The sequence below is a fragment of the Streptomyces sp. NPDC046931 genome (assembly GCF_040644655.1).
Classification (GTDB): Bacteria; Actinomycetota; Actinomycetes; order Streptomycetales; family Streptomycetaceae; genus Streptomyces.
Genome location: NZ_JBEYWX010000003.1, coordinates 466188 through 488181, shown reverse-complemented (window position 1 = coordinate 488181; position 21994 = coordinate 466188). Strand labels below are relative to the sequence as shown.

Genomic DNA, 21994 nt, shown 5'->3' with positions numbered 1-21994 from the left:
AGACAAAGAAGCCCGTGATGAACGGGGAAGACAGGGCCGTCTGCCCCGATATCCCCCGCCCGGGTCCACTACCGGGGATCGTACGTCACACCTTTGCCTGGCCTTTTTGCGGCAGCTAAGAATTGCTCACGTCGCTCGGCGCCGTGGGCAATACCCGCGGCGCTTGTGCTGGAAACATCCGTCTTCCGCCGGCACCAGAGCGGCCTCCGCGCTACACAAAGAGGTCCCTCCGCATGCCCAAGACCATCACCGCTCTCCGTGCCCGCAGTCGTGAGCTGACCAAGGCCCACAAGATGTCGATCGCCGGTGTGGCCGCCCTCGGCTGCTGCGCCCTCGCGGTCACCGCGGCCCCGAGTGAGGCACAGAGCAAGGTCACCGCGGCCCCCGTCGCCGCGGCCCCGGTGAAGCTCGGCAACCAGCCGGCGAAGCAGATCAAGGCCGCCGTCACCGACCAGATGGCCGCCCCCGCCCTCAAGGCCGAGGCCATCGCCGCCAAGCAGAAGGCCACCGCCGCGGCCGCCGCCAAGAAGGCGGCTCCGCAGCAGGCCGCCGCGCAGCCCCAGCGGCCGGCGGCGCAGCAGCGCCCGGTCCAGCAGGCCGCGAGCCGCTCCGCCGAGCGCCCGCAGGTCCGGCAGGCCGCCCCGGCCCCGAAGAGCTACACCAACAACGTGGACGGCTGGATCCGCCAGTCGCTCGACATCATGGCGCAGAAGGGCATCCCGGGCTCCTACAACGGCCTGTACCGCAACATCATGCGGGAGTCCTCCGGCAACCCGATGGCGATCAACAACTGGGACATCAACGCCCAGAACGGCATCCCGTCCAAGGGTCTGCTCCAGGTCATCCAGCCGACCTTCAACACGTACCACGTTGAGGGCACGTCCTGGAACATCTACGACCCGGTCGCCAACATCACCGCCGCCTGCAACTACGCGGCGCACCGCTACGGTTCGATGGACAACGTCAACAGCGCGTACTGAGGCCGGCGCGGACCTCTTCTCGCCTGACGGAAGAAAGGGCGGCACCCACCGGGTGCCGCCCTTCCGCCTGTTGGGGGTGGACTACTTCCGCATGACCTCGGGTTCGTGGCGGCGCAGGAAGCGGGCCACCAGGAAGCCGCAGAGCACGCCGAGCGCGATCAGCGCGATCATGTCCAGGGTCCAGGCCGAGGCCGTGTGGTCCCACAGCGGGTCCGTGCTGGCCGGGTCGTCCGTGTTCGGGGCGATGTTGTTGAAGTCCAGCGTCGCACCGGCGGCCCCGACCGCCCAGCGGGACGGCATCAGATAGGAGAACTGATTGACGCCGACGGTGCCGTTGAGCGTGAACAGACAGCCGGTGAACACGACCTGGATGATCGCGAACATGACCAGCAGCGGCATCGTCTTCTCGGCGGTCTTCACCAGCGAGGAGATGACCAGGCCGAACATCATCGAGGTGAAGCCGAGCGCCATGACCGGCAGGCACAGCTCCACCAGCGTGCCATGGCCGAGGACCACGCCCTCGTCGGGGATCTCCCGGCTGGAGAAGCCGATCAGGCCCACCATCAGGCCCTGAAGCACGGTGACGGCGCCGAGCACGACCACCTTGGACATCAGATACGCCGAGCGGGACAGGCCGGTGGCGCGTTCCCGCTCGTAGATGACCCGCTCCTTGATCAGCTCGCGGACGGAGTTGGCGGCGCCCGCGAAGCACGCGCCGACCGCGAGGATCAGCAGGACCGTGGTGGCCGTGCCGTTCGGGACGGGCACGCCGGTCTTCGGGTTGACCGGGTTGACCAGCAGGCCCTTGTCACTGTCGATGAGCAGGCTGACCGCGCCGAGCACCGCCGGCAGGACCACCGTCAGCGCCAGGAAGCCCCTGTCGGAGGCGATGACCGCGACATACCGCCGGATCAGGGTGCCGAGCTGGGAGAGCCAGCCTTGCGGCTTGGGCGGCTTGATCGCCTGCGGGGGCGGCATATGGACCGACTGCGGGGCCACGGCGTCGATGTCCGCGGCGTACATCTGGTAGTGCCCCGAGCCCTTCCAGCGACCCGCCCAGTCGTAGTCGCGGTAGTTCTCGAAGGCGGAGAACACATCGGCCCAGGATTCGTAGCCGAAGAAGTTCAGCGCCTCCTCGGGCGGGCCGAAGTAGGCGACGGCCCCGCCCGGCGCCATCACCAGGAGCTTGTCGCACAGCGCCAGCTCGGCCACGGAGTGGGTGACGACGAGGACCGTACGGCCGTCGTCGGCGAGGCCCCTCAGCAGCTGCATGACATCGCGGTCCATGCCCGGGTCGAGACCGGAGGTCGGCTCGTCCAGGAAGATCAGCGACGGCTTGGTGAGCAGCTCCAGGGCCACCGAGACACGCTTGCGCTGACCGCCGGAGAGGGAGGTGACCTTCTTCTCCTTGTGCACGTCCAGCTTCAGCTCGCGCAGCACCTCGTCGATGCGGGCCTCGCGCTCGGCGGCCGTGGTGTCGGCGGGAAAGCGCAGCTTGGCCGCGTACTTGAGGGCCTTCTTGACGCTCAGCTCCTTGTGCAGGATGTCGTCCTGCGGGACCAGGCCGATGCGCTGGCGCAGCTCGGCGAACTGCTTGTACAGATTCCGGTTGTCGTAGAGGACGTCGCCCTGGTTCGCGGGGCGGTAACCGGTGAGCGCCTTCAGCAGAGTCGACTTGCCGGAGCCGGAGGGGCCGATGACCGCGATGAGGGACTTCTCCGGCACGCCGAAGGAGACGTCCTTGAGGATCTGCTTGCCGCCGTCGACCGTCACGGTCAGATGGCGGGCGGAGAAGGAGATCTCGCCGGTGTCGACGAACTCCTCGAGCCGGTCGCCGACCAGACGGAACGTCGAATGACCGACGCCGACGATGTCGTTCGGGCCGAGCAGCGCCGAGCCGCCCTTGCCGATCGGCATGCCGTTGACGAACGTGCCGTTGTGCGAGCCCAGGTCGCGGATCTCGAAACGGCCGTCGGGCGTGGCGTGGAACTCGGCGTGGTTGCGGGAGACCTGAAGGTCGGAGACGACCAGGTCGTTCTCCAGCGCACGGCCGATGCGCATCACCCGGCCGAGGGCGAGCTGGTGGAACGTGGTCGGGCTGCGGTCGCCGTAGACCGGCGGCGCGCCCGCGCCACCGCCGGGGCCCTGCTGCTGCGGGATCGGCCGGCTCTGCTGGGGGGCCTGCTGCCGAGGTGCCTGCTGCTGGGGTGCCTGCTGCGCCCAGCCGGCGCCCGCGCCCTGTGCCGCGTACGGCTGCTGCTGAGGCCCGGACTGCGGCGCGGCCACCGCGGCCGCGGCACCGGAGAGGTTCAGACCCGGCCCGTCGGTCGCGTTGCCCAGGTGCACGGTCGTGGCCCCGCCGATCTCCAGCTGGTGGATGCGCCGGCCCCCGACGAATGTGCCGTTGGTGCTCCCCCGGTCCTCCACGACCCAACCGCGGCCGTTCCAGCCGATCGTGGCGTGGCGCCAGGAGACCCTGGCGTCCTCGAGCACGATGTCCCCCTGCGGATCACGTCCGAGGGTGTACGGCCTGGACGCGTCGAGCGTCCAGGTGCGTCCATTGAATTCCACTACGAGTTCAGGCACTCCATGCCCCACTGAGTTGTCCCCCGAGTTACCCCCATCACGGGGAGTGTAGGGATGTCGAACATCGTGGGGAACTATTTCAGGCTTGGCGCTCTGACTGAAAGTCGGGCCTTGTGACGAACGTGAACGGGTGGCCGGGCGCGCGCCGTTGACGGAGGTGAAACCGGGCCGGAGAGTGGTAATCCGACGCGAGGGGGACATCCGCGGTGGATCACCGCGGCGCGGACCGGGGGTCTGACGATGCGCAACGAGGCCGCGGAACACGGCAGGAGGCTGCCCTGGACGGATGTGCTGCTGTCCGCGATCGCGTCCGTGAGCTGGGCGTTGATCGGGATGGCGGGGACGGCGGCGCTCGGTCTGCATCTGCTCCGGGCGGATGCGGCCGGCTCGCTCGGGCCGATGACGGCGGCCGTCGTGGCGCTGGGGGCGAACGGGTCGGTCAGGCCGTCCGGGAATGTGTCGGCGTTCGGTCTGAAGGGAGCCGAGGCGACGACCGCCGTCCAGATCACGCCACTGGGTGTGGGGCTGGTGGGTGCGCTGCTGCTGTCCTGGTTCTTCCTGCGTTCGCTGCGTGCGGCGGGTGTGGTCGTCGCCCCGTCCGAACTCCTCGCGCGGGCGAGCGCGGTGGTGGCGCTGTTCGTGGCGATGCTGGGCGGTCTCGCCTGGGCCGGCCATGACGTCGTCACCATCGACGGGGGCTCGTTCGGACTCGACAGGCTGCCCGGCGGGAGGGGCGGGGGGAGCATCGGTATCCCGGGGCTCGGCGACATCGGAGGGCTGCTGCCGAGCCGGATCGGGGACCTCGTCCAGGCCAAGGCCTCGGTCGGCTTCAGCGTCGACACGGTGCCCACGCTGCTCGGGGGCGCGGCCTGGGCGGCGGGGGTCCTGGTGATCGCGCTGCTCGCGTCGCGACGCACACCCCTGCCGCGGGGCTGGCAGGCCGTGCACCGGGTCGTGCGCCCGGCCGTGTCGGCGCTGGTGGCGGTGGTGCTGACGGCGGTGTTCGCCGGCCTCGCGGCGGCGGCGTACGCGGCGATCGGCGACGACCATCCGGCGCGGATCGCGGGGGCGGCGCTGCTCGGCGCGCCGAACGGGGTGTGGCTGGGCGTCCCGCTCGGCCTGTTCGTACCGTGGGACGGGAAGGCCACGGGCGAGCTGGCCAAACTCCTGCCGGACCCGCTGGACCGGCTGCTGAGCGTGCGGACCGGCCAGTCGGTGACGTTGGACCGCCTGGCCGGGCTGGACGGCAAGGTGTGGCTGCTGGCGGTCGCCGCGGCGCTCATGATGCTGTTCGCCGGTGTGCTGACGGCGGCACGTACGCCTGTCGTACGAGGCGGGGATGCGGCGGCCGTACCGGATGCGGCTGCTTCCGCCGTACGGGCCCCGGGTCCCCTCGGCTTCGCAGGGCACTGCGCGCTTCGGCTCGGGATCGTGACGGCCGTGGCACTGCCGCTGCTGGTCCTGCTGACGGATGTGTCGGTGGACGCCTCGCTGTCCCTGTTCGGATTCGACGCCTTCGGCGCCGGGGTCGAGCTGCACGGGGACCTCGGCGCGGCGCTGCTGCTGGGCGCGGTGTGGGGTGCGGGCGCCGGGGCGGCCGGGGCGCTGCTCGCGTATGCGACCGGGGCGGCGGGAAGCCGGACGGCGCCCCTGGCACGGGGTGACATGGGGTCATGGGCGACTTCCGCGTCCCCGCGCACGACGGTGCGGCAGGAGGCCGGTCCCTACACTCCGGGCACGCCCTACCGCCCGCCGAACCCGGCCACCAATCCCTATCTACGGCTGCCCGAGGCGCTCCGGGGACCGGAGGACGCACGGCCGGGTGAGGGCGCAGGTGCGGGAGAAGACGCGCGGGCGGGAGAAGACGCGCGGCGCGGCGAAGGTGCGCGGGCGCGGGCCGCCGGGGAACCGCCGGAGGGAGGCGCTCGGCCCGCCCCTGGTGACATGTCTCGGCCCGCCCCTGGTGACATGTACGGCGCGCCCACGGTGATCCAGCCGATCGAGCCACCCGGACCGCCCTCCCGACGCCGTACCCCGGGGACCTCGTCGCCCTCGGACCAGGTGCCCCCGCCGCCTCCCCCGCCTCCACCACCCGGGCCGCCCCGGGGGCGCGGCTGAGGAGGCTCCGCCCGACCGGCCGCTTCCCCTCCCGCACCCTGCGCCTTCGTCGCCGGTCAAGCCGCTCGTCACCCGCCCGCCATCCACTGTTCCGTGTCCGCTAGACGGACCGGGCACGCGGAGGGCACTGGGTGCCGGATACGGTGGAAACACCATGAGTGCTTCGCAGACCTCCGACGCCCCCACTCTCCTTGTCAAGATCTTCGGCAAGGACCGGCCCGGCCTGACGGCCGGCCTGTTCGACACGCTGGCCGCCTACAACGTCGACGTCGTCGACATCGAGCAGGTCGTCACCCGGGGCCGGATGGTGCTGTGCGCCCTGGTGACGACGCCGCCGTCCGGGCTCGAGGGTGATCTGCGGGCGACCGTCCACAGCTGGGCGGAGTCCATGAAGATGCAGGCCGAGATCATCTCCGGGATCGGCGACAACCGTCCGCGAGGTCTCGGACGTTCCCTGGTCACCGTGCTCGGCCATCCGCTGACGGCCGAGTCGACGGCCGCCATCGCCGCCCGGATCGCCGCCGCCGGCGGCAACATCGACCGTATCTTCCGGCTCGCCAAGTACCCCGTCACGGCCGTCGAGTTCGCCGTGTCCGGCGTGGAGACCGAGCCGCTGCGCACCGCCCTGGTGACCGACGCCGCGGCACTCGGTGTCGACGTCGCCGTCGTCGCGGCCGGTCTGCACCGGCGGGCCCAGCGTCTGGTCGTCATGGACGTGGACTCGACGCTCATCCAGGACGAGGTCATCGAACTGTTCGCAGCGCACGCGGGCTGCGAGGCGGAGGTCGCCGAGGTGACGGCGGCGGCCATGCGCGGCGAGCTGGACTTCGAGCAGTCGCTGCACGCGCGCGTCGCGCTGCTCAAGGGACTGGACGCGTCGGTGATCGACAAGGTGCGCGCCGAGGTGCGGCTCACCCCGGGCGCGCGCACTCTGATCCGCACGCTGAAACGACTCGGCTTCCAGGTGGGAGTGGTCTCCGGCGGCTTCACCCAGGTCACCGATGACCTCAAGGAGCGGCTCGGCCTGGACTTCGCGCAGGCCAACACGCTGGAGATCGTCGACGGGAAGCTGACCGGCAAGGTCGTCGGCGAGGTCGTGGACCGGGCGGGCAAGGCCCGGCTGCTGCGCCGGTTCGCCGCCGAGGCGGGAGTGCCGCTGGCGCAGACCGTGGCGATCGGGGACGGGGCCAACGACCTCGACATGCTGAACGCGGCCGGTCTGGGCGTCGCCTTCAACGCCAAGCCCGTGGTCCGCGAGGCCGCGCACACCGCGGTGAACTTCCCCTTCCTGGACACCGTCCTGTATCTGCTCGGCGTCACCCGGGAAGAGGTCGAGGCGGCGGACATACACGACGAGACCGGCTGAGGTCCCCGCCGCGCGGTGTCACCTACGGCCGCGTAGGACGTCGCCGGGGCCCGGCACCGTGACCGGAGCCGGGCCCCGCTGCTTCCGTGAGGGTCTACTCGCTCGGCGCCCAGTAGTCGAGCAGGGTGGCCGTGCCCGGTTCCAGGGACTTCCAGGAGCCGTCGAAGGAGAGCACGACGAAGGCGGCGGCGGGGAAGCCGCGTCGGCTCATCCGCTCGCGCGCCTCGGCCTCCGCTTCCCCCGAGAGGACCTCGGCGAGACCCTGGATGCCCGGATTGTGACCGATGAGAGCCACGTTCTGGGCGTCTTCGGGGCTTTCGTTGAGCACGGTGATCAGTTCGCCGGGCGAGGCGTCGTAGATCCGCTCCTCGTAGACGGTTTTCGGCCGGTGCGGAAGCTCCTGGACCGCGATCTTCCAGGTCTCGCGGGCACGCGTCGCCGTGGAGCAGAGGGCCAGGTCGAAGGGGATGCCGGTGTCGGCCAGCTTGCGGCCTGCGACGGCCGCGTCCTTGCGGCCCCGGTCTGCGAGGGGCCGCTCGTGGTCGGCCACCTGCGGCCAGTCGGCCTTCGCATGCCGGAAGAGGACAATCCTGCGGGGTTCTGCGGAGCTCATGCGTCCCAGCTTCGCATGAAAGAGGACAGGGAGCGCAGGGAGTTGACGGCGTCGGAAGTGCGCTCGCGCACATGGCGGATCGGGCCTGCGCGCCGCCTGCCTGGGCACAAGCGGCCCCCGGCCGCCGGGCCCGGGGACTCCGGGCCCCCGGGGGGCTCCCGTCCGGGTCCGGCGGGCGGGGCGCCGTGCGGGGGGAGGTGTCACCGTGCGTGGTGCGTCATCGTCTGCTGGATGCCCTCCACGAGCCGGCCGAGAGCGGGGTCGCCGCCCGCCCGCGTGTCCGCCGGATTGAGTATCAGCGCCAGCAGGACCACGAAGGCCAGTGTGGGCAGCGCGAGGGCCCACCAGGGCAGCCGCATGTCGATGCCGCCCGTGGTCGCCGGGTGAGGCCGGGTGTGCGTGCGGGCCGGCATGACTGCCTCCGTGGGTCTGCGGACGGTCCGTGGTCCGCCGTCGGCGGCCACACCTCGAAGGTAGGGACTGGGCAGCCCTCAACCCATCCGGTGATCCACCCACTTGACCCTGACACTCACCCCCTAGGGGATGCTGGGGCAGGCCCCACCCCGGGCCTGGGGGCGCCCTCCGTCAGGGGGAGGCGATCGTGGCGATGACGGCGATGATCACGAAGATGGCGAAGAACGTGCCGAAGACGAGCAGCATCTTCTTCTGGCCGTTCGGGGGATTCGGGTCGAGCACGGGCATACGGTCAGTTTCGCACCCCTCCCCCGCCCTGCCTCCGGCGGGGTCGCCGCCGAACGGGTCACCCCCAGGACCCGGTCCCGGCCGGGCCGCGTGGCCCGGCGGGGTCCTGCGCCGGCGCGCCGGATGTCCGCTCAGCGCGCCGTCGCCTCGTCCTCCACGGTCCGGTCGCGGCCCGCCAGGACGCCCGCCGCGACCTGCGGGAGCATCAGCCCGGCCATCAGGGCGATGGGCAGGCCCCAGCCGCCGCTGTGCTGATAGAGGACGCCCACCAGCAGCGGCCCCGGGATCGACAGTAGATAGCCGGTGCTCTGCGCGAACGCAGACAGCCTGGCCACCCCGGCACCCGTCCGGGCCCGCATGCCCACCATGGTGAGGGCCAGCGGGAAGGCGCAGTTGGAGACGCCGAGCAGCAGCGCCCAGGCCCAGGCGCCGGCCGCCGGGGCCCAGTACAGGCCGGCGTACCCGGCAAGACCGCAGACCCCGAGCGCGACCACGATCGGACCCTGGTGCGGCAGCCGGGTGGCCAGCCGTGGGATGACGAAGGCGAGGGGCACGCCCACCACCATGGTGACCGCCAGCAGCATTCCGGCCGTGCCCGCGGACACCCCGGCGTCACGGAAGATCTGCGCCATCCAGCCCATCGTGATGTAGGCGGCCGTGGCCTGGAGCCCGAAGAAGACGGCCAGCGCCCATGCGGTACGACTCCGGATCATCCCGGGCCCCTCGGCCTCGCCCCGGTCGGAGTCGGCGACGAGCGTGCCGCCCTCGGAGGCGTTCTGGGCGGAACGGGCACCCCGCACGCGTACGAACGGAATCCACGGCAGGACGGCCGCCGCCGACAGTGCCGCCCAGACGGCGAGGCCCGACTGCCAACCACCGCCCAGGGCACCGGTCATGGGGACCGTGGCCGCCGCGGCAGCGGATGTGCCGAGGGCCAGCGCCATCGAGTACAGGCCGGTCACGGAACCCACCCGGTCCGGGAACCAGCGCTTGACGATCACCGGCATCAGGACGTTGCTGACGGCGATACCCATCAGGGCGAGCGCGCTGGCGGCCAGGAAGCCCGTGGTGCTCCCCGTGTACGGGCGGATCGCGAGCCCGGCGGTGATCGCGGCCATTGCGGCGCAGACCACGGCGGCCGGGCCGAACCGACGGGCCAGCCGCGGGGCCGTGGCGCCGAAGACGGCGAAGCACAACGGAGGTACGGAGGTCAGCAGTCCGGCGAGGCTGCCGCTCATGCCGAGCCCGTCACGCACCTCTTCGAGAAGGGCGCCGAGGCTGGTGATGGCGGGCCGCAGGTTGAGCGCGGTGAGGACGATGCCGACGAGGAGCAGACGCGTCGTCCACGCGCGCGGGCCGGCCGCGCCGCCCTCGGTCCCCGGCACCGCGGCGCCGGGGACGGGCCCGGAGCCGCGCACCGGCGTGTTCATGGGTATCGGTGCGGACGCGGTCGTCCCGGGTGCCTCGTCGGATGCCATACCGCTCATCATAGAATCATGGGATGATTCAGGGAGCACCCCCTTGCGTTACGCTCCCGATCTCCGGCCCCGCACCCAGGCCCGCCGCACGAAGGACCGTCATGCCGCTGAGCCACCCCCGCCGATCCGCGTTGTCCGAACAGGTCATCGCCGGACTGCGGAACCAGATCACCTCGGGCGAATGGCCGGTGGGCTCGCGCATCCCGACCGAGTCCGAGCTGGTCGACCAGCTCGGGGTCGCGCGCAACACGGTCCGCGAGGCCGTCCGCGCGCTCGCGCACAACGGTCTGCTGGACATCCGCCAGGGGTCGGGCACCTATGTGGCGGCGACCAGCGAGCTGGCGGGCGTGATGCACCGGCGGTTCGCCGACGCCGACCCCACCCACATCGCCGAGCTGCGCGCGACCCTGGAGTCGGGTGCCGCCCAGCTCGCCGCACGGCGGCGCACCGAGCGCGACCTCAAGCAGCTGGACGCGCTGTTGCTGCGCCGTGAGGAGGCCTGGGGGTCCGGGGACGTGGAGGCGTTCGTGACCGCCGACGCGACCTTCCACATGGCGGTGGTGGCCGCGTCCCACAACGATGTCATGACGGCGATGTACGCGGACCTGGGCGAGGTGCTGCGGGACTGGCTGCGCGACGACGTCGGCGGGCAGCTGACGCCGGAGACGTACATGGACCACACGGGGCTCGTGGACGCGATCCGCACGGGCGACGCGGCCTCGGCGGCCGCCGAGGCCGCGAGTTATCCGTTCATGTGCCGCCCTGGGCGGTCGCGGACCGCGGCGCGCTGAGCGGACTCACCAGGCGTGGCCGACCCACGCCGAGCGGACCTTTGCCCAGCAGCGGCCCGTGAGCCGCACGGTCATCGCGGGTCCGACGTCGGCCGGGGCGGTGTCGGTGTCCAGGTCCCACCAGGGGTCGCACTCGATGTGCAGGCTCACATGGTCGGTCCGGGGATACGGGTTGTGGCAGTGGGCGACGACGTCCGGACCGGTCACACGGACGCGGCACTCGGCCTCGAAGGGCCTCGTATCGGCGGACCTCCCGCTCATCCCGCGCGCGTGGGGCCCAGTGGGCTCCCCGCGCGCGTGCGGCATCGCCTCGTACGGCAGGACGGTCACCAGGGCAAGGGCGAGGAAGACCGGGGCGAAGCGGCGGGACAAGCGCACAACGGGACCTCCCAGGCCGTACGGCTGCGGGGCGGTGCGTACTCCCAGCGTGCGTGCCGGTCACTCGCGGGCGCCCGGCCGGGTACTCCGAACGGGCGACGCCCCGCTTCCCGCACGGAGCGGGGAACGGGGCATCGACCTGGTACGACAGGGCCAAGGGGCGCATCAGCGGACGCGCAAGCCCTCAGGCCTCGTGGGAGGGGCGGCTCAGGCGCCGATGGCGTGCAGACCGCCGTCCACGTGGATGATCTCGCCGGTGGTCTTCGGGAACCAGTCGCTCAGCAGGGCGACGACGCCCCGGCCGGCCGGCTCCGGGTCCTTCAGGTCCCACTCCAGCGGGGAGCGGCTGTCCCACACGGAGGCCAGCTCGCCGAAGCCGGGGATGGACTTGGCGGCCATGGAGCCGATGGGGCCCGCGGAGATGAGGTTGCAGCGGACGTTCTGCTTGCCCAGGTCGCGCGCCATGTAGCGGCTGGTGGCCTCCAGGGCCGCCTTGGCCGGGCCCATCCAGTCGTACTGCGGCCAGGCGAACTGCGCGTCGAAGGTGAGGCCGACGACCGAGCCGCCGTTCTGCATCAGCGGCAGGCAGGCCATGGTCAGCGACTTCAGGGAGTACGCCGAGACATGCATGGCGGTGGCGACCGACTCGAACGGCGTGTTGAGGAAGTTGCCGCCGAGGGCGTCCTGCGGGGCGAAACCGATGGAGTGCACGACGCCGTCGAGGCCGCCCAGCTCCTCGCCGACGATGTCGGCCAGGCGCGCGAGGTGCTCGTTGTTGGTGACGTCGAGCTCGACGACCTTGGTGGGCTTGGGGAGCTTCCTGGCGATGCGCTCGGTCAGCGTGGGCCGCGGGAACGCGGTCAGGATGATCTCGGCGCCCTGCTCCTGGGCCAGCTTCGCGGTGTGGAACGCGATGGAGGACTCCATCAGCACACCGGTGATCAGGACGCGCTTGCCCTCGAGAATTCCGCTCATGGTGATCAGTGACCCATTCCCAGTCCGCCGTCAACGGGGATGACGGCTCCAGTGATGTACGAGGCGTCGTCGGAGGCGAGGAACCGCACCGTCGCGGCGATCTCCTCCGGCTGCGCGTAACGGCCGAGCGGCACCTGCGACATGATGTTCGCCCGCTGCTCGTCGGTGAGCGCCTTGGTCATGTCCGTGTCGACGAAGCCGGGGGCGACGACGTTGAAGGTGATGTTGCGCGAGCCCAGCTCACGGGCGAGGGAGCGCGCGAAGCCGACCAGGGCGGCCTTGGAGGCGGCGTAGTTCGCCTGCCCGGCGGACCCGAGCAGCCCCACCACCGACGAGACCAGCACGACGCGGCCCTTCTTGGCGCGCAGCATGCCACGGTTGGCGCGCTTGACGACGCGGAAGGTGCCGGTGAGGTTGGTGTCGATGACCGAGGTGAAGTCCTCCTCGGACATACGCATCAGCAGCTGGTCCTTGGTGACGCCCGCGTTGGCGACGAGGATCTCGACCGGGCCGTGCTGGGCCTCGATCTCCTTGTAGGCCTGCTCCACCTGCTCGGTGTCGGTGATGTCGCACTTGACCGCGAGGAAGCCGGCCGGCGGCTCGCCCGAGCGGTATGTGATCGCGACCTGGTCGCCGGCGTCGGCGAACGCGCGGGCGATGGCGAGGCCGATGCCCCGGTTGCCTCCAGTGACGAGAACCGAGCGGCTCAACGGATCACCCTTTCGATAGCGGTCTGGAACCCCTGCAGGACAGGCGCCTTCGTCGAAAACCTATCGGTCCGGCGCCCCGCGCGGACAATCGGGCACCGACAGTGGCGTAGGGGACTCACTGTCGGATCCCTACAGAAGTGGTGGCCGTGGAGTGAGCCGGGGCGGTCGTCGGAGGCAAAGGTCCGGTCGTCGGACGGAAAGATATGGTCCGCTCGGTCCCTCGGGAGACATGATCGGATCCGACAGGCCACGACAGCAGGGAGACCTCCGTGCCGCATTCCATCGACGAAGCCTTCGCGGCACTGCCGCTGCGGGCCCTGGCCGACGCCGCGCTGGCACGCGCGCGTGCACTGGGGGCCGAGCACGCGGACTTCCGGTTCGAGCGGGTGCGCAGTGCCGCGTGGCGGTTGCGCGACGGGAAGCCGGCCGGGTCCTCGGACACGACCGACCTGGGGTACGCGGTGCGGGTCGTGCACGGGGGGACCTGGGGATTCGCCTCGGGCGTCGATCTGACGCTCGACGCCGCCGCCAAGGTCGCGTCGCAGGCGGTGTCGATGGCCAGGCTCTCGGCGCAGGTGATCAAGGCGGCCGGGTCCACGGAGCGTGTGGAGCTGGCGCAGGAGCCGGTCCACGCGGAGCGGACCTGGGTCTCCTCGTACGAGATCGATCCCTTCACCGTGCCCGACGAGCAGAAGACGGGGCTGCTGGCCGACTGGAGCGCGCGGCTGCTCGCGGCCGACGGGGTCGACCACGTGGACGCCTCACTGACGACCGTCCACGAGAACAAGTTCTATGCCGACACCGCGGGCACCGTGACGACCCAGCAGCGCGTGCGGCTGCACCCCCAGCTCACCGCGGTCTCGGTCGACGACTCCACGGGGGAGTTCGACTCGATGCGCACCCTTGCGCCGCCGGTCGGCCGCGGCTGGGAGTACCTGACGGGCACCGGCTGGGACTGGGACGCCGAGCTGGAGCAGATCCCGGAACTGCTCGCCGAGAAGATGCGCGCGCCGAGCGTGGAGGCGGGTGTGTACGACCTGGTCGTCGACCCGTCCAACCTGTGGCTGACCATTCACGAGTCCATCGGGCACGCCACCGAGCTGGACCGGGCGCTCGGCTACGAGGCCGCTTACGCCGGCACGTCCTTCGCCACCTTCGACCGGCTGGGCAAGCTGAGGTACGGCTCCCAGCTGATGAACGTCACCGGCGACCGCACCGCCGAGCACGGCCTCGCGACGATCGGCTACGACGACGAGGGCGTCGAGGCGCAGTCGTGGGACCTGGTCAAGGACGGCACGCTGGTCGGCTATCAGATGGACCGGCGCATCGCCCGGCTGACCGGGTTCGAGCGCTCCAACGGGTGCGCCTACGCCGACTCGCCCGCGCACGTTCCCGTGCAGCGCATGGCCAATGTGTCGCTCCGGCCGGACCCGGCCGGACTGTCCACCGAGGATCTGATCGGCAGCGTGGACCGCGGGATCTATGTCGTCGGGGACCGTTCCTGGTCCATCGACATGCAGCGCTACAACTTCCAGTTCACCGGCCAGCGGTTCTTCCGGATCGAGAACGGGCGGATCACCGGCCAGCTGCGGGATGTCGCGTACCAGGCGACGACCACCGACTTCTGGGGCTCCATGGCGGCCGTCGGCGGTCCGGGGACCTATGTCCTCGGCGGCGCCTTCAACTGCGGCAAGGCCCAGCCGGGCCAGGTCGCGTCGGTCTCGCACGGCTGCCCGTCCGCCCTCTTCAGGGGGGTCAACATCCTCAACACCACCCAGGAGGCCGGTCGATGAGCGCCCGTACGAACAAGCCGCACGAGATCGTCGAGCGTGCCCTCGAGATGTCCCGCGCGGACGGGTGCGTCGTCATCGCCGACGAGCACTCCACCGCCAACCTCCGCTGGGCGGGCAACGCGCTGACCACGAACGGGGTCACCCGCGGGCGCACCCTCACCGTCATCGCGACCTTCGACGGCGCGCAGGGTACGGCGTCGGGGGTCGTCTCCCGCTCGGCCGTCACCGCCGACGAGCTGGAGTCGCTGGTGCGGGCCGCGGAGGCCGCCGCACGTGGCGCGGGCCCCGCCGAGGACGCGCAGCCGCTGATGACAGGCGTGCCGCAGTCCCCGAACTTCACGGACGCGCCCGCGGAGACCTCGTCCGCCGTCTTCACCGACTTCGCGCCGACGCTCGGCGAGTCCTTCGCACGCGCGCGTGCGGGCGGCCGTGAGCTGTACGGCTTCGCCAACCACGACGTCGTCTCGACGTACATGGGTACGTCGACCGGACTGCGGCTGCGACACGACCAGCCGAGCGGCACGCTGGAGCTCAACGCCAAGTCGCCTGACCGCACGCGTTCGGCGTGGGCGGGATGCTCGACGCGGGACTTCAAGGACGTCGACCCGGGGGCGCTGGACGCCGAGCTGTCGCAGCGGCTGGCCTGGGCGGAGCGCAGGGTCGAGCTGCCCGCGGGCCGCTACGAGACGCTGCTGCCGCCCACCGCGGTAGCGGACCTGCTGATCTACCAGATGTGGTCCTCGACGGCCCGGGACGCGGCCGAGGGCCGCACGGTCTTCGGCAAGCCCGGGGGTGGCACGCGCGTCGGCGAGAAGCTCTCCGGGCTGCCGCTGTCCCTGCGCAGCGACCCGGACGAGCCGGGTCTGGAGACGGCACCATTCGTGATCGCGCACGCCTCCGGCGACAACGCGTCGGTCTTCGACAACGGACTGCCGCTGAAGCCCACCGAGTGGATCGGCGACGGGGAGCTGAGGCATCTGACGACCACCCGGCACAGCGCGGCCCTGACCGGGCTTCCGCTCGCGCCGTCGATCGGGAACCTGGTCCTGGACGGTGGCGCCGACCGGTCCCTTCAGGAGATGGTCGCGGACACCCGGCGGGGGCTGCTGCTGACGTGCCTGTGGTACATCCGTGAGGTCGACCCGGCGACGCTGCTGCTGACCGGCCTGACCCGGGACGGCGTCTACCTCGTGGAGAACGGCGAGGTCACCGGTGAGGTGAACAACTTCCGCTTCAACGAGTCCCCGGTGGACCTGCTGGGCCGTGCCACGGAGGCCGGGCGTACCGAAAAGACGCTGCCGAGGGAGTGGAGCGACTGGTTCACTAGGGCTGCGATGCCCTCGCTGAGGGTGCCGGACTTCAATATGAGCTCTGTCAGCCAGGGCGTATAACCTCGTAGTCCGGTGGTCACTCGACCACCCGAAGACCTGCCAAGGAGATACGAGAACCGTGACGGACATCGTCGACGAACTGAAGTGGCGGGGGCTCATCGCCCTCTCCACGGACGAGGACGCACTGCGCAAGGCGTTCGCGGACGGTCCCGTCACGTTCTATTGCGGCTTCGACCCGACCGCTCCCAGCCTGCACCTCGGCAACCTCGTGCAGATCCTGACCATGCGCCGGATCCAGCAGGCGGGCAACCGGCCGCTGGGCCTGGTCGGGGGTGCCACGGGCCTGATCGGCGACCCGAAGCCGACCGCCGAGCGCACGCTGAACGACCCCGAGGTGGTGGCCGGCTGGGTGGCGCGGCTGCGGGGCCAGATCGAGAAGTTCCTGGACTTCGAGGGGCCGCACGCGGCGACGATGGTCAACAACCTGGACTGGACCCAGGGCCTGTCGGCCATCGATTTCCTGCGCGACATCGGCAAGCACTTCCGGGTCAACAAGATGATCTCGAAGGAGGCCGTCTCCCGCCGGCTGCACTCGGACGCGGGTATCAGCTACACCGAGTTCAGCTACCAGATCCTCCAGGGCATGGACTTCCTGGAGCTGTACCGGAGGTACGGCTGCACGCTGCAGACCGGCGGCAGCGACCAGTGGGGCAACCTCACCGCGGGCGCGGACCTGATCCACAAGGTGGAGCCGCACGTCGCGGTGCACGCGCTGGCGACGCCGCTGATCACGAAGGCGGACGGCACCAAGTTCGGCAAGACGGAGTCCGGCACGGTCTGGCTCGACCCGGAGCTGACCACGCCGTACGCCTTCTACCAGTTCTGGCTGAACGCGGACGACCGGGACGTCTCGAAGTTCCTGCGCATCTTCAGTTTCAGGTCGCGCGAGGAGATCGAGGAGCTGGAGCAGCAGACGGAGGAGCGCCCGCAGGCCCGCGCCGCCCAGCGTGCGCTCGCCGAGGAGCTGACGACGCTGGTGCACGGCGCGGACCAGACGGCCGCCGTGATCGCCGCGTCCAAGGCGCTGTTCGGGCAGGGCGAGCTGGCGGACCTCGACGAGAAGACGCTGGCCGCGGCCCTCTCCGAGGTGCCGAACGCCCGGGTCTTCGAGCTGGAGCCGGTGGTGGACCTGTTCGCCGAGGTCGGCCTGGTGCCCAGCAAGTCGGCCGCGCGCCGCACGGTGAAGGAGGGCGGCGCCTACGTGAACAACACCAAGATCACCGCCGAGGACGCGGTGCCCGCCCGGGAGGACCTGCTGCACGGCCGCTGGCTGGTGCTGCGCCGCGGCAAGAAGAACCTGGCCGCGGTCGAGGTCACGGGCGCCTGAGGCACTCCCGGCCGCGCGGGCCGGGTGCGTGCACACAGCCGGACGGGCAAGGGGGGCGGCCCCGTCGGGAGACGGGGCCGCCCCCCTTGCCCGTGCCGTCAGACTCTCTCCCTGCCTCTGCCCTTCATCGACATGTACGCCATCTCCCCCAGGAAGACGAGGACGACCGCGGCGGCGAGCTGGAGACCGTGGCGGCCCCAGTCGATGCCCCGGGTCTCCGCGATCCCGATGGAGCGGGCGATGGCGTTGCCGATGATGCCGCCGATGATGCCCATGAGGGTGGTCAGCCAGAGGGGGCTGTGCTGTCTGCCCGGCAGGATGAGCTTGGCCAGCAGGCCCAGCACGAATCCGACGATGATCGCCCACAACCAGCCCATGGCTGCCTCCTCGTACGGCTCGACGCGAGCGGTACGCCCAGTCTCGATCGGTCCGCCATACGGCGCATGTCGGATGCATCCGTACGCGCGCGTGCCCAGCTCATCCCCCAGGCAGGGGTGGCCCCGGTCTCGAAGCCGTCGCACGCGCGGCGTAACGTGGTGGGTGTTCGGGCTCGGCCCCTGACCGGGTACGGACCAGGTACGGGCCGGGGAGAGTCCGGGGCAGACGGGTGGTGGAAGGTGATGCGGAAGCTGACCAGCGGCGGGCAGCCCCCGGTGTTCCGGATCACGGGTGCCCGGCAGGGACTCGACGCCGACGTACGCGGCCGGCAGCGTCGTTACGTCATTTCCATGAGCATCCGCACGGTCGCGGTGATTCTCGCGGCCACCCTGTGGAACGTGGAGCGGCCGTTCGCCATCATCGCGCTGGTCCTGGGGGCGGTCCTGCCCTATGTCGCGGTGGTCATCGCGAACGCGGGACGCGAGAACGCGCCGTCTCTGCCGTCCTCGTTCCTCAATGTCCCGGCGCGCCCGATGATCGCACCGCCCGCTCAGGACAAGCACACGGAATCCGTCCCGGAAGACGCGCCGGCCGAGCCTGCGGCGGACGCCGGGAGCGAGCCGCGCGAACGGACCTGACCACGGCGGCCGCCGGATGCGGAACCGCATCCCCCGTGAAGCTCAGGAAAAGCTCAGGACAATCATGTTGTTCCGGTGCCGGGCACCGGGTTACCCGTGACATACTGCGTACGCGCTCCGCATCCCCCGTCGGAGCGACAGACCGACGCCGGGCAGCTCCCCCCGTGGCTGCTCGGCGTCGCCTTTTGGGCGCGATCGTGTTGTCACGTGTCGCTGGCCCCGCCCTCGGTTCCCGGCTCGTGGAGCATGCGCGGGATCGCGCTAGGGTCGGCATGTGATGGTCCCTGATCCCGATGCGCCCATGTGCTCCGCCAAGGGCTGCCGTGCCGCCGCCGTGTGGGTGCTGGCCTGGAACAACCCGAAGCTGCACACGCCGGAGCGCCGCAAGACCTGGCTGGCGTGCGAGGAGCACCGCGAGTATCTGTCGAAGTTCCTCGGCGTACGCGGGTTTCTCAAGGACGTCGTGAAGCTGGAGGACTGGGAGTCCCCCGGCACGAGTCCCTCGGCGGGCTGACTCGGCCCCGGGGTCCGGCCTCCGATCAGGCTCGGCCTCCGATCGGGCTCAGCCGCCGATCAGGCTCGGCCTCCGATCGGGCTCAGCCGCCGATGGCCGACATCGGCCGCTCGGGCTGGAGGAACGACGGGTCGTCCAGTCCCGAGCCCGCCTTCTTGCCCCACATCGCGAGCCGCCAGATGCGGGCGATCTCCTCGTCGGGGGCGCCGGAGCGCAGCGCCTCGCGCAGGTCGGTCTCCTCGGTGGCGAACAGACAGGTGCGTATCTGGCCGTCGGCCGTCAGACGGGTGCGGTCGCAGGCCGCGCAGAAGGGGCGGGTGACCGAGGCGATGACCCCGACGCGGTGCGGGCCGCCGTCGACGATCCAGCGCTCGGCAGGGGCGGAGCCGCGCTCCTCGGCGCCCTCGGCGGTCAGCTGGAAACGGGTACGCAGCGAGGCCAGTACATCGCCCGCGGTGACCATGCCCTCGCGCTTCCAGCCGTGCTGGGCGTCCAGGGGCATCTGCTCGATGAAGCGCAGCTCGTAGTCGTGCCGGATCGCCCAGGCGAGGAGGTCCGGGGCCTCGTCGTCGTTGAGCCCCGGCATCAGGACGGAGTTGACCTTGACCGGGGCGAGGCCCGCCTCGTGCGCGGCCCGGAGGCCGTCGAGGACGTCCTGGTGGCGGTCCCGGCGGGTGAGCGCCTTGAAGACGTCCGGGCGCAGGGTGTCCAGCGAGACGTTCACCCGGTCCAGGCCCGCCGTCCTCAGGGCCGCCGCCGTGCGTCCGAGGCCGATGCCGTTGGTGGTGAGGGACGTCTGGGGCCGGGGGGTCAGCGCGGCGACCCGCTCCACGATGCCGACGAGGCCGGGGCGCAGCAGCGGCTCGCCTCCGGTGAAGCGGACCTCCTGTATTCCGAGGGAGGTGACCGCTATGCCGATCAGGCGGACGATCTCGTCGTCCGTCAGCAGGTCGGGCTTGGCGAGCCACTTCAGGCCCTCCTCCGGCATGCAGTACGTGCACCGCAGATTGCACCGGTCGGTCAGCGAGACCCTCAGGTCGGTGGCCGTCCGGCCGTAGGTGTCGATGAGCACTCGGGCCCCCTCCCTCGTCACGGATCGTCTTTCCGTCAACTGCGAGCCTACGTGACGGCACCGACAACAACAGCGCCCGAACCCACCAGGTGTGCCACGGCCGCGTCGTAGATCCCTACGACGCGGCCGTCGGTGCGGGGCGGTCAGTGGGCCCCGGTGCCGGTCAGGGACCGTACCTCCAGTTCCGCGTACTTGCCGGGATCCGGCTGCTCCTTCGACAGGAGCGTGCCGAGCCAGCCCAGCAGGAACCCGACCGGAATGGAGATGAGGCCCGGGTTCTCCAGGGGGAACCAGTGGAAGTCGGCGTGCGGGAACATCGACGTCTCCTTCCCCGAGACCACCGGCGAGAACAGCACCAGGCCGACGGCGGTCACCAGGCCGCCGTAGATCGACCACAGGGCCCCGGAGGTGGTGAACCGCTTCCAGAAGAGGCTGTAGAGGATCGTCGGCAGATTCGCGGAGGCGGCGACCGCGAAGGCGAGGGCGACCAGGCCCGCCACGTTCAGGTCGCGGGCAAGGGCGCCGAGGGCGATGGAGACGGCTCCGATGCCGACGGTCGCCCAGCGGGCCGCGCTCACCTCCTGTTTCTCGCTCGCCTGCCCCTTCTTGATGACGTTGGCGTAGATGTCGTGCGCGAACGACGAGGACGAGGCGAGGGTCAGGCCCGCGACCACCGCGAGGATCGTGGCGAAGGCGACCGCCGAGATGGAGGCCAGCAGGATCGCGCCCCCGTTGGAGTCCGTGCCTCCCAGGTGAAGCGCGAGCAGGGGCGCGGCCGTGTTGCCCGCCTTGTTGGAGGCGATGATCTCGTCGGGTTTGATCAGGGCGGCGGCGCCGAAGCCGAGGGCGAGGGTCATCAGATAGAAGACGCCGATGAGGCCGATCGCCCAGTTCACCGACTTCCGGGCGGCCTTCGCGGTGGGCACCGTGTAGAAGCGGATCAGGATGTGCGGCAGACCCGCGGTGCCGAGTACCAGGGCGATGCCCAGGGAGAGGAAGTCCAGCTTGCTGGTGCCGGTGGCGCCGTACTTCAGTCCGGGCTCCAGGAAGGGCGAGCCCTTGCCGCTGTTGGCGGCGGCCTTGCCGAGCAGGTCCGACAGGTTGAAGTGGAACTTCAGCAGCACCAGGAAGGTCAGCAGCAGGGCGCCCGCGATCAGCAGGACGGCCTTGACCATCTGCACCCAGGTGGTGCCCTTCATGCCGCCGATGGTGACGTACACGATCATGAGCACGCCGACGAGGGCGACGATACCGATCTTGCCGCCGTCGCTGGTGATCCCGAGGAGCAACGAGACCAGGACGCCCGCGCCCGCCATCTGGGCCAGCAGGTAGAAGATCGACACGACGATGGTGGAGGTGCCGGCCGCGGTGCGGACCGGGCGCTGGCGCATGCGGTACGCCAGCACGTCGCCCATGGTGTACCGGCCGGAGTTGCGCAGCGGCTCGGCGACCAGCAGCAGGGCCACCAGCCAGGCGACCAGGAAGCCGATGGAGTACAGGAAGCCGTCGTAGCCGAAGAGGGCGATGGCGCCCGCGATGCCGAGGAAGGACGCGGCGGACATGTAGTCGCCGGAGACCGCGAGTCCGTTCTGGAAGGCGGTGAACTGGCGGCCGCCCGCGTAGAAGTCGGCGGCGTTTCTGGTCTGGCGGCCGGCCCAGACGGTGATGACGAGGGTCGCCGCGACGAACACCGCGAAGAGGGTGACGATGAGCGGCCGGTGCTTGCTCGCCTCACCGGCGGCCAGGAGGACTGCCGGGCTCATGCGCCTGCCTCCATCCGGGACTTGATGGCCTCGGCCTTGGGGTCGATCCGGGCTGCGGCGTGGCGGGAGTACCACCACGCGATGAGGAACGTGGTGAGGAACTGGGCGAGGCCGAGCACCAGGGCGACGTTGACGTTGCCGAACAGCTTGATGCCCATGAACCCGTCCGCGTAGTTCGACAGCAGCACATAGACCAGGTACCAGGCGATGAACGCCACGGTCAGCGGGAAGGCGAACGAACGGTGGGAGCGGCGCAGTTCACCGAATTCGGCGCTCTCCTGGACCGCGAGGAACGCTTCGGTGGTCGGATGGCCGGCTTCGGTCTTGGACGGGGGAGGTGCGTCGGTGGCCACGGGTGTCTCCTCGCATTACGGACCTCATAGTGATGTGGGTCACATCACCGGGGTGCGACGCTAGCGCT

The 21994-nt window shown here is 70.8% G+C and carries 21 protein-coding genes; 9 read left to right on the top strand and 12 right to left on the bottom strand.

Features of this window, described 5'->3' with window-relative positions:
• The first annotated feature begins 233 nt into the window (after positions 1 to 233).
• A complete protein-coding gene (locus tag ABZ876_RS09655) occupies positions 234 to 980 on the top strand; it encodes a transglycosylase SLT domain-containing protein (RefSeq protein WP_361776939.1) in 747 nt (248 codons plus the stop codon).
• A gap of 81 nt (positions 981 to 1061) precedes the next feature.
• Here the strand turns inward: ABZ876_RS09655 and ABZ876_RS09650 are convergent, their stop codons facing one another.
• Positions 1062 to 3566 (bottom strand): FHA domain-containing protein, encoded by a 2505-nt coding sequence (locus ABZ876_RS09650; protein ID WP_361776936.1) that lies wholly within the window; start codon positions 3564 to 3566, stop codon positions 1062 to 1064.
• A gap of 240 nt (positions 3567 to 3806) precedes the next feature.
• Here ABZ876_RS09650 and ABZ876_RS09645 point away from each other — a divergent pair, with 240 nt between their 5' ends.
• A complete protein-coding gene (locus tag ABZ876_RS09645) occupies positions 3807 to 5684 on the top strand; it encodes a streptophobe family protein (RefSeq protein ID WP_361776933.1) in 1878 nt (625 codons plus the stop codon).
• Positions 5685 to 5838: 154 nt separating this feature from the next.
• Positions 5839 to 7050 carry a phosphoserine phosphatase SerB gene (gene serB / locus ABZ876_RS09640; protein ID WP_361776930.1) on the top strand — a complete coding sequence of 404 codons (1212 nt, stop codon included), beginning with the start codon at positions 5839 to 5841 and terminating at the stop codon, positions 7048 to 7050.
• Positions 7051 to 7144: 94 nt separating this feature from the next.
• Here the strand turns inward: serB and ABZ876_RS09635 are convergent, their stop codons facing one another.
• From ABZ876_RS09635 to ABZ876_RS09620, 4 genes are all read right to left on the bottom strand, one after another.
• Positions 7145 to 7663, bottom strand: coding sequence for a histidine phosphatase family protein (locus ABZ876_RS09635; RefSeq protein WP_361776927.1), 519 nt, complete (start codon positions 7661 to 7663; stop codon positions 7145 to 7147).
• A 200-nt stretch (positions 7664 to 7863) separates the two neighbouring features.
• Positions 7864 to 8076 carry a hypothetical protein gene (locus tag ABZ876_RS09630; RefSeq protein WP_361776924.1) on the bottom strand — a complete coding sequence of 71 codons (213 nt, stop codon included), beginning with the start codon at positions 8074 to 8076 and terminating at the stop codon, positions 7864 to 7866.
• Positions 8077 to 8248: 172 nt separating this feature from the next.
• The gene (locus ABZ876_RS09625; protein ID WP_361776921.1) at positions 8249 to 8365 is read right to left on the bottom strand and encodes an SGM_5486 family transporter-associated protein; all 117 of its coding nucleotides are present in this window, start codon (positions 8363 to 8365) and stop codon (positions 8249 to 8251) included.
• A 131-nt stretch (positions 8366 to 8496) separates the two neighbouring features.
• On the bottom strand, positions 8497 to 9843 hold the full coding sequence (locus ABZ876_RS09620) for a CynX/NimT family MFS transporter (RefSeq protein WP_361776918.1): 1347 nt from the start codon (positions 9841 to 9843) through the stop codon (positions 8497 to 8499).
• Between the two features lie 101 nt (positions 9844 to 9944).
• On the opposite strand from ABZ876_RS09620, the gene ABZ876_RS09615 reads away from it, so the two are divergent.
• The gene (locus ABZ876_RS09615; RefSeq protein ID WP_361776915.1) at positions 9945 to 10634 is read left to right on the top strand and encodes a FadR/GntR family transcriptional regulator; all 690 of its coding nucleotides are present in this window, start codon (positions 9945 to 9947) and stop codon (positions 10632 to 10634) included.
• Positions 10635 to 10640: 6 nt separating this feature from the next.
• On the opposite strand, the gene ABZ876_RS09610 is transcribed toward ABZ876_RS09615, so the two are convergent.
• The 3 genes from ABZ876_RS09610 to fabG form a co-directional block, all read right to left on the bottom strand.
• Entirely contained in the window at positions 10641 to 11012 is a 372-nt protein-coding gene (locus tag ABZ876_RS09610) for a hypothetical protein (RefSeq protein ID WP_361776912.1), read from the bottom strand.
• A gap of 207 nt (positions 11013 to 11219) precedes the next feature.
• Entirely contained in the window at positions 11220 to 11987 is a 768-nt protein-coding gene (gene fabI / locus ABZ876_RS09605) for an enoyl-ACP reductase FabI (protein WP_361776909.1), read from the bottom strand.
• A gap of 5 nt (positions 11988 to 11992) precedes the next feature.
• Complete coding sequence (gene fabG, locus ABZ876_RS09600) at positions 11993 to 12697, bottom strand: 3-oxoacyl-[acyl-carrier-protein] reductase (protein WP_361776906.1); 705 nt, start codon at positions 12695 to 12697, stop codon at positions 11993 to 11995.
• A gap of 269 nt (positions 12698 to 12966) precedes the next feature.
• Between fabG and ABZ876_RS09595 the strand changes: the two genes are divergently transcribed.
• From ABZ876_RS09595 to tyrS, 3 genes are read left to right on the top strand one after another with little or no spacing between them, the layout of a single operon-like run.
• Positions 12967 to 14490, top strand: coding sequence for a TldD/PmbA family protein (locus ABZ876_RS09595; protein ID WP_361776903.1), 1524 nt, complete (start codon positions 12967 to 12969; stop codon positions 14488 to 14490).
• Positions 14487 to 15881 carry a metallopeptidase TldD-related protein gene (locus ABZ876_RS09590; protein WP_361776900.1) on the top strand — a complete coding sequence of 465 codons (1395 nt, stop codon included), beginning with the start codon at positions 14487 to 14489 and terminating at the stop codon, positions 15879 to 15881. The genes ABZ876_RS09595 and ABZ876_RS09590 overlap by 4 nt, the downstream gene beginning before the upstream one ends.
• A gap of 58 nt (positions 15882 to 15939) precedes the next feature.
• Positions 15940 to 17208: a tyrosine--tRNA ligase gene (gene tyrS / locus ABZ876_RS09585; protein WP_361776897.1), complete on the top strand. Its 1269-nt coding sequence runs from the start codon at positions 15940 to 15942 to the stop codon at positions 17206 to 17208.
• Between the two features lie 98 nt (positions 17209 to 17306).
• Here tyrS and ABZ876_RS09580 read toward each other — a convergent pair whose 3' ends face one another.
• Positions 17307 to 17585 (bottom strand): GlsB/YeaQ/YmgE family stress response membrane protein, encoded by a 279-nt coding sequence (locus ABZ876_RS09580; protein ID WP_361776894.1) that lies wholly within the window; start codon positions 17583 to 17585, stop codon positions 17307 to 17309.
• A 243-nt stretch (positions 17586 to 17828) separates the two neighbouring features.
• Between ABZ876_RS09580 and ABZ876_RS09575 the strand changes: the two genes are divergently transcribed.
• Together ABZ876_RS09575 and ABZ876_RS09570 are read left to right on the top strand one after the other, a co-directional pair.
• A complete protein-coding gene (locus ABZ876_RS09575) occupies positions 17829 to 18224 on the top strand; it encodes a DUF3099 domain-containing protein (protein ID WP_361776892.1) in 396 nt (131 codons plus the stop codon).
• Positions 18225 to 18501: 277 nt separating this feature from the next.
• Complete coding sequence (locus ABZ876_RS09570; RefSeq protein WP_361777025.1) at positions 18502 to 18738, top strand: hypothetical protein; 237 nt, start codon at positions 18502 to 18504, stop codon at positions 18736 to 18738.
• 82 nt (positions 18739 to 18820) lie between these two features.
• On the opposite strand, the gene moaA is transcribed toward ABZ876_RS09570, so the two are convergent.
• The 3 genes from moaA to ABZ876_RS09555 form a co-directional block, all read right to left on the bottom strand.
• A complete protein-coding gene (gene moaA / locus ABZ876_RS09565; RefSeq protein WP_361776889.1) occupies positions 18821 to 19810 on the bottom strand; it encodes a GTP 3',8-cyclase MoaA in 990 nt (329 codons plus the stop codon).
• Between the two features lie 143 nt (positions 19811 to 19953).
• Positions 19954 to 21573 (bottom strand): cation acetate symporter, encoded by a 1620-nt coding sequence (locus tag ABZ876_RS09560; protein WP_361776887.1) that lies wholly within the window; start codon positions 21571 to 21573, stop codon positions 19954 to 19956.
• Positions 21570 to 21926 (bottom strand): DUF485 domain-containing protein, encoded by a 357-nt coding sequence (locus tag ABZ876_RS09555; RefSeq protein WP_361776885.1) that lies wholly within the window; start codon positions 21924 to 21926, stop codon positions 21570 to 21572. The genes ABZ876_RS09560 and ABZ876_RS09555 overlap by 4 nt, the downstream gene beginning before the upstream one ends.
• Between the last annotated feature and the right edge of the window lie 68 nt (positions 21927 to 21994).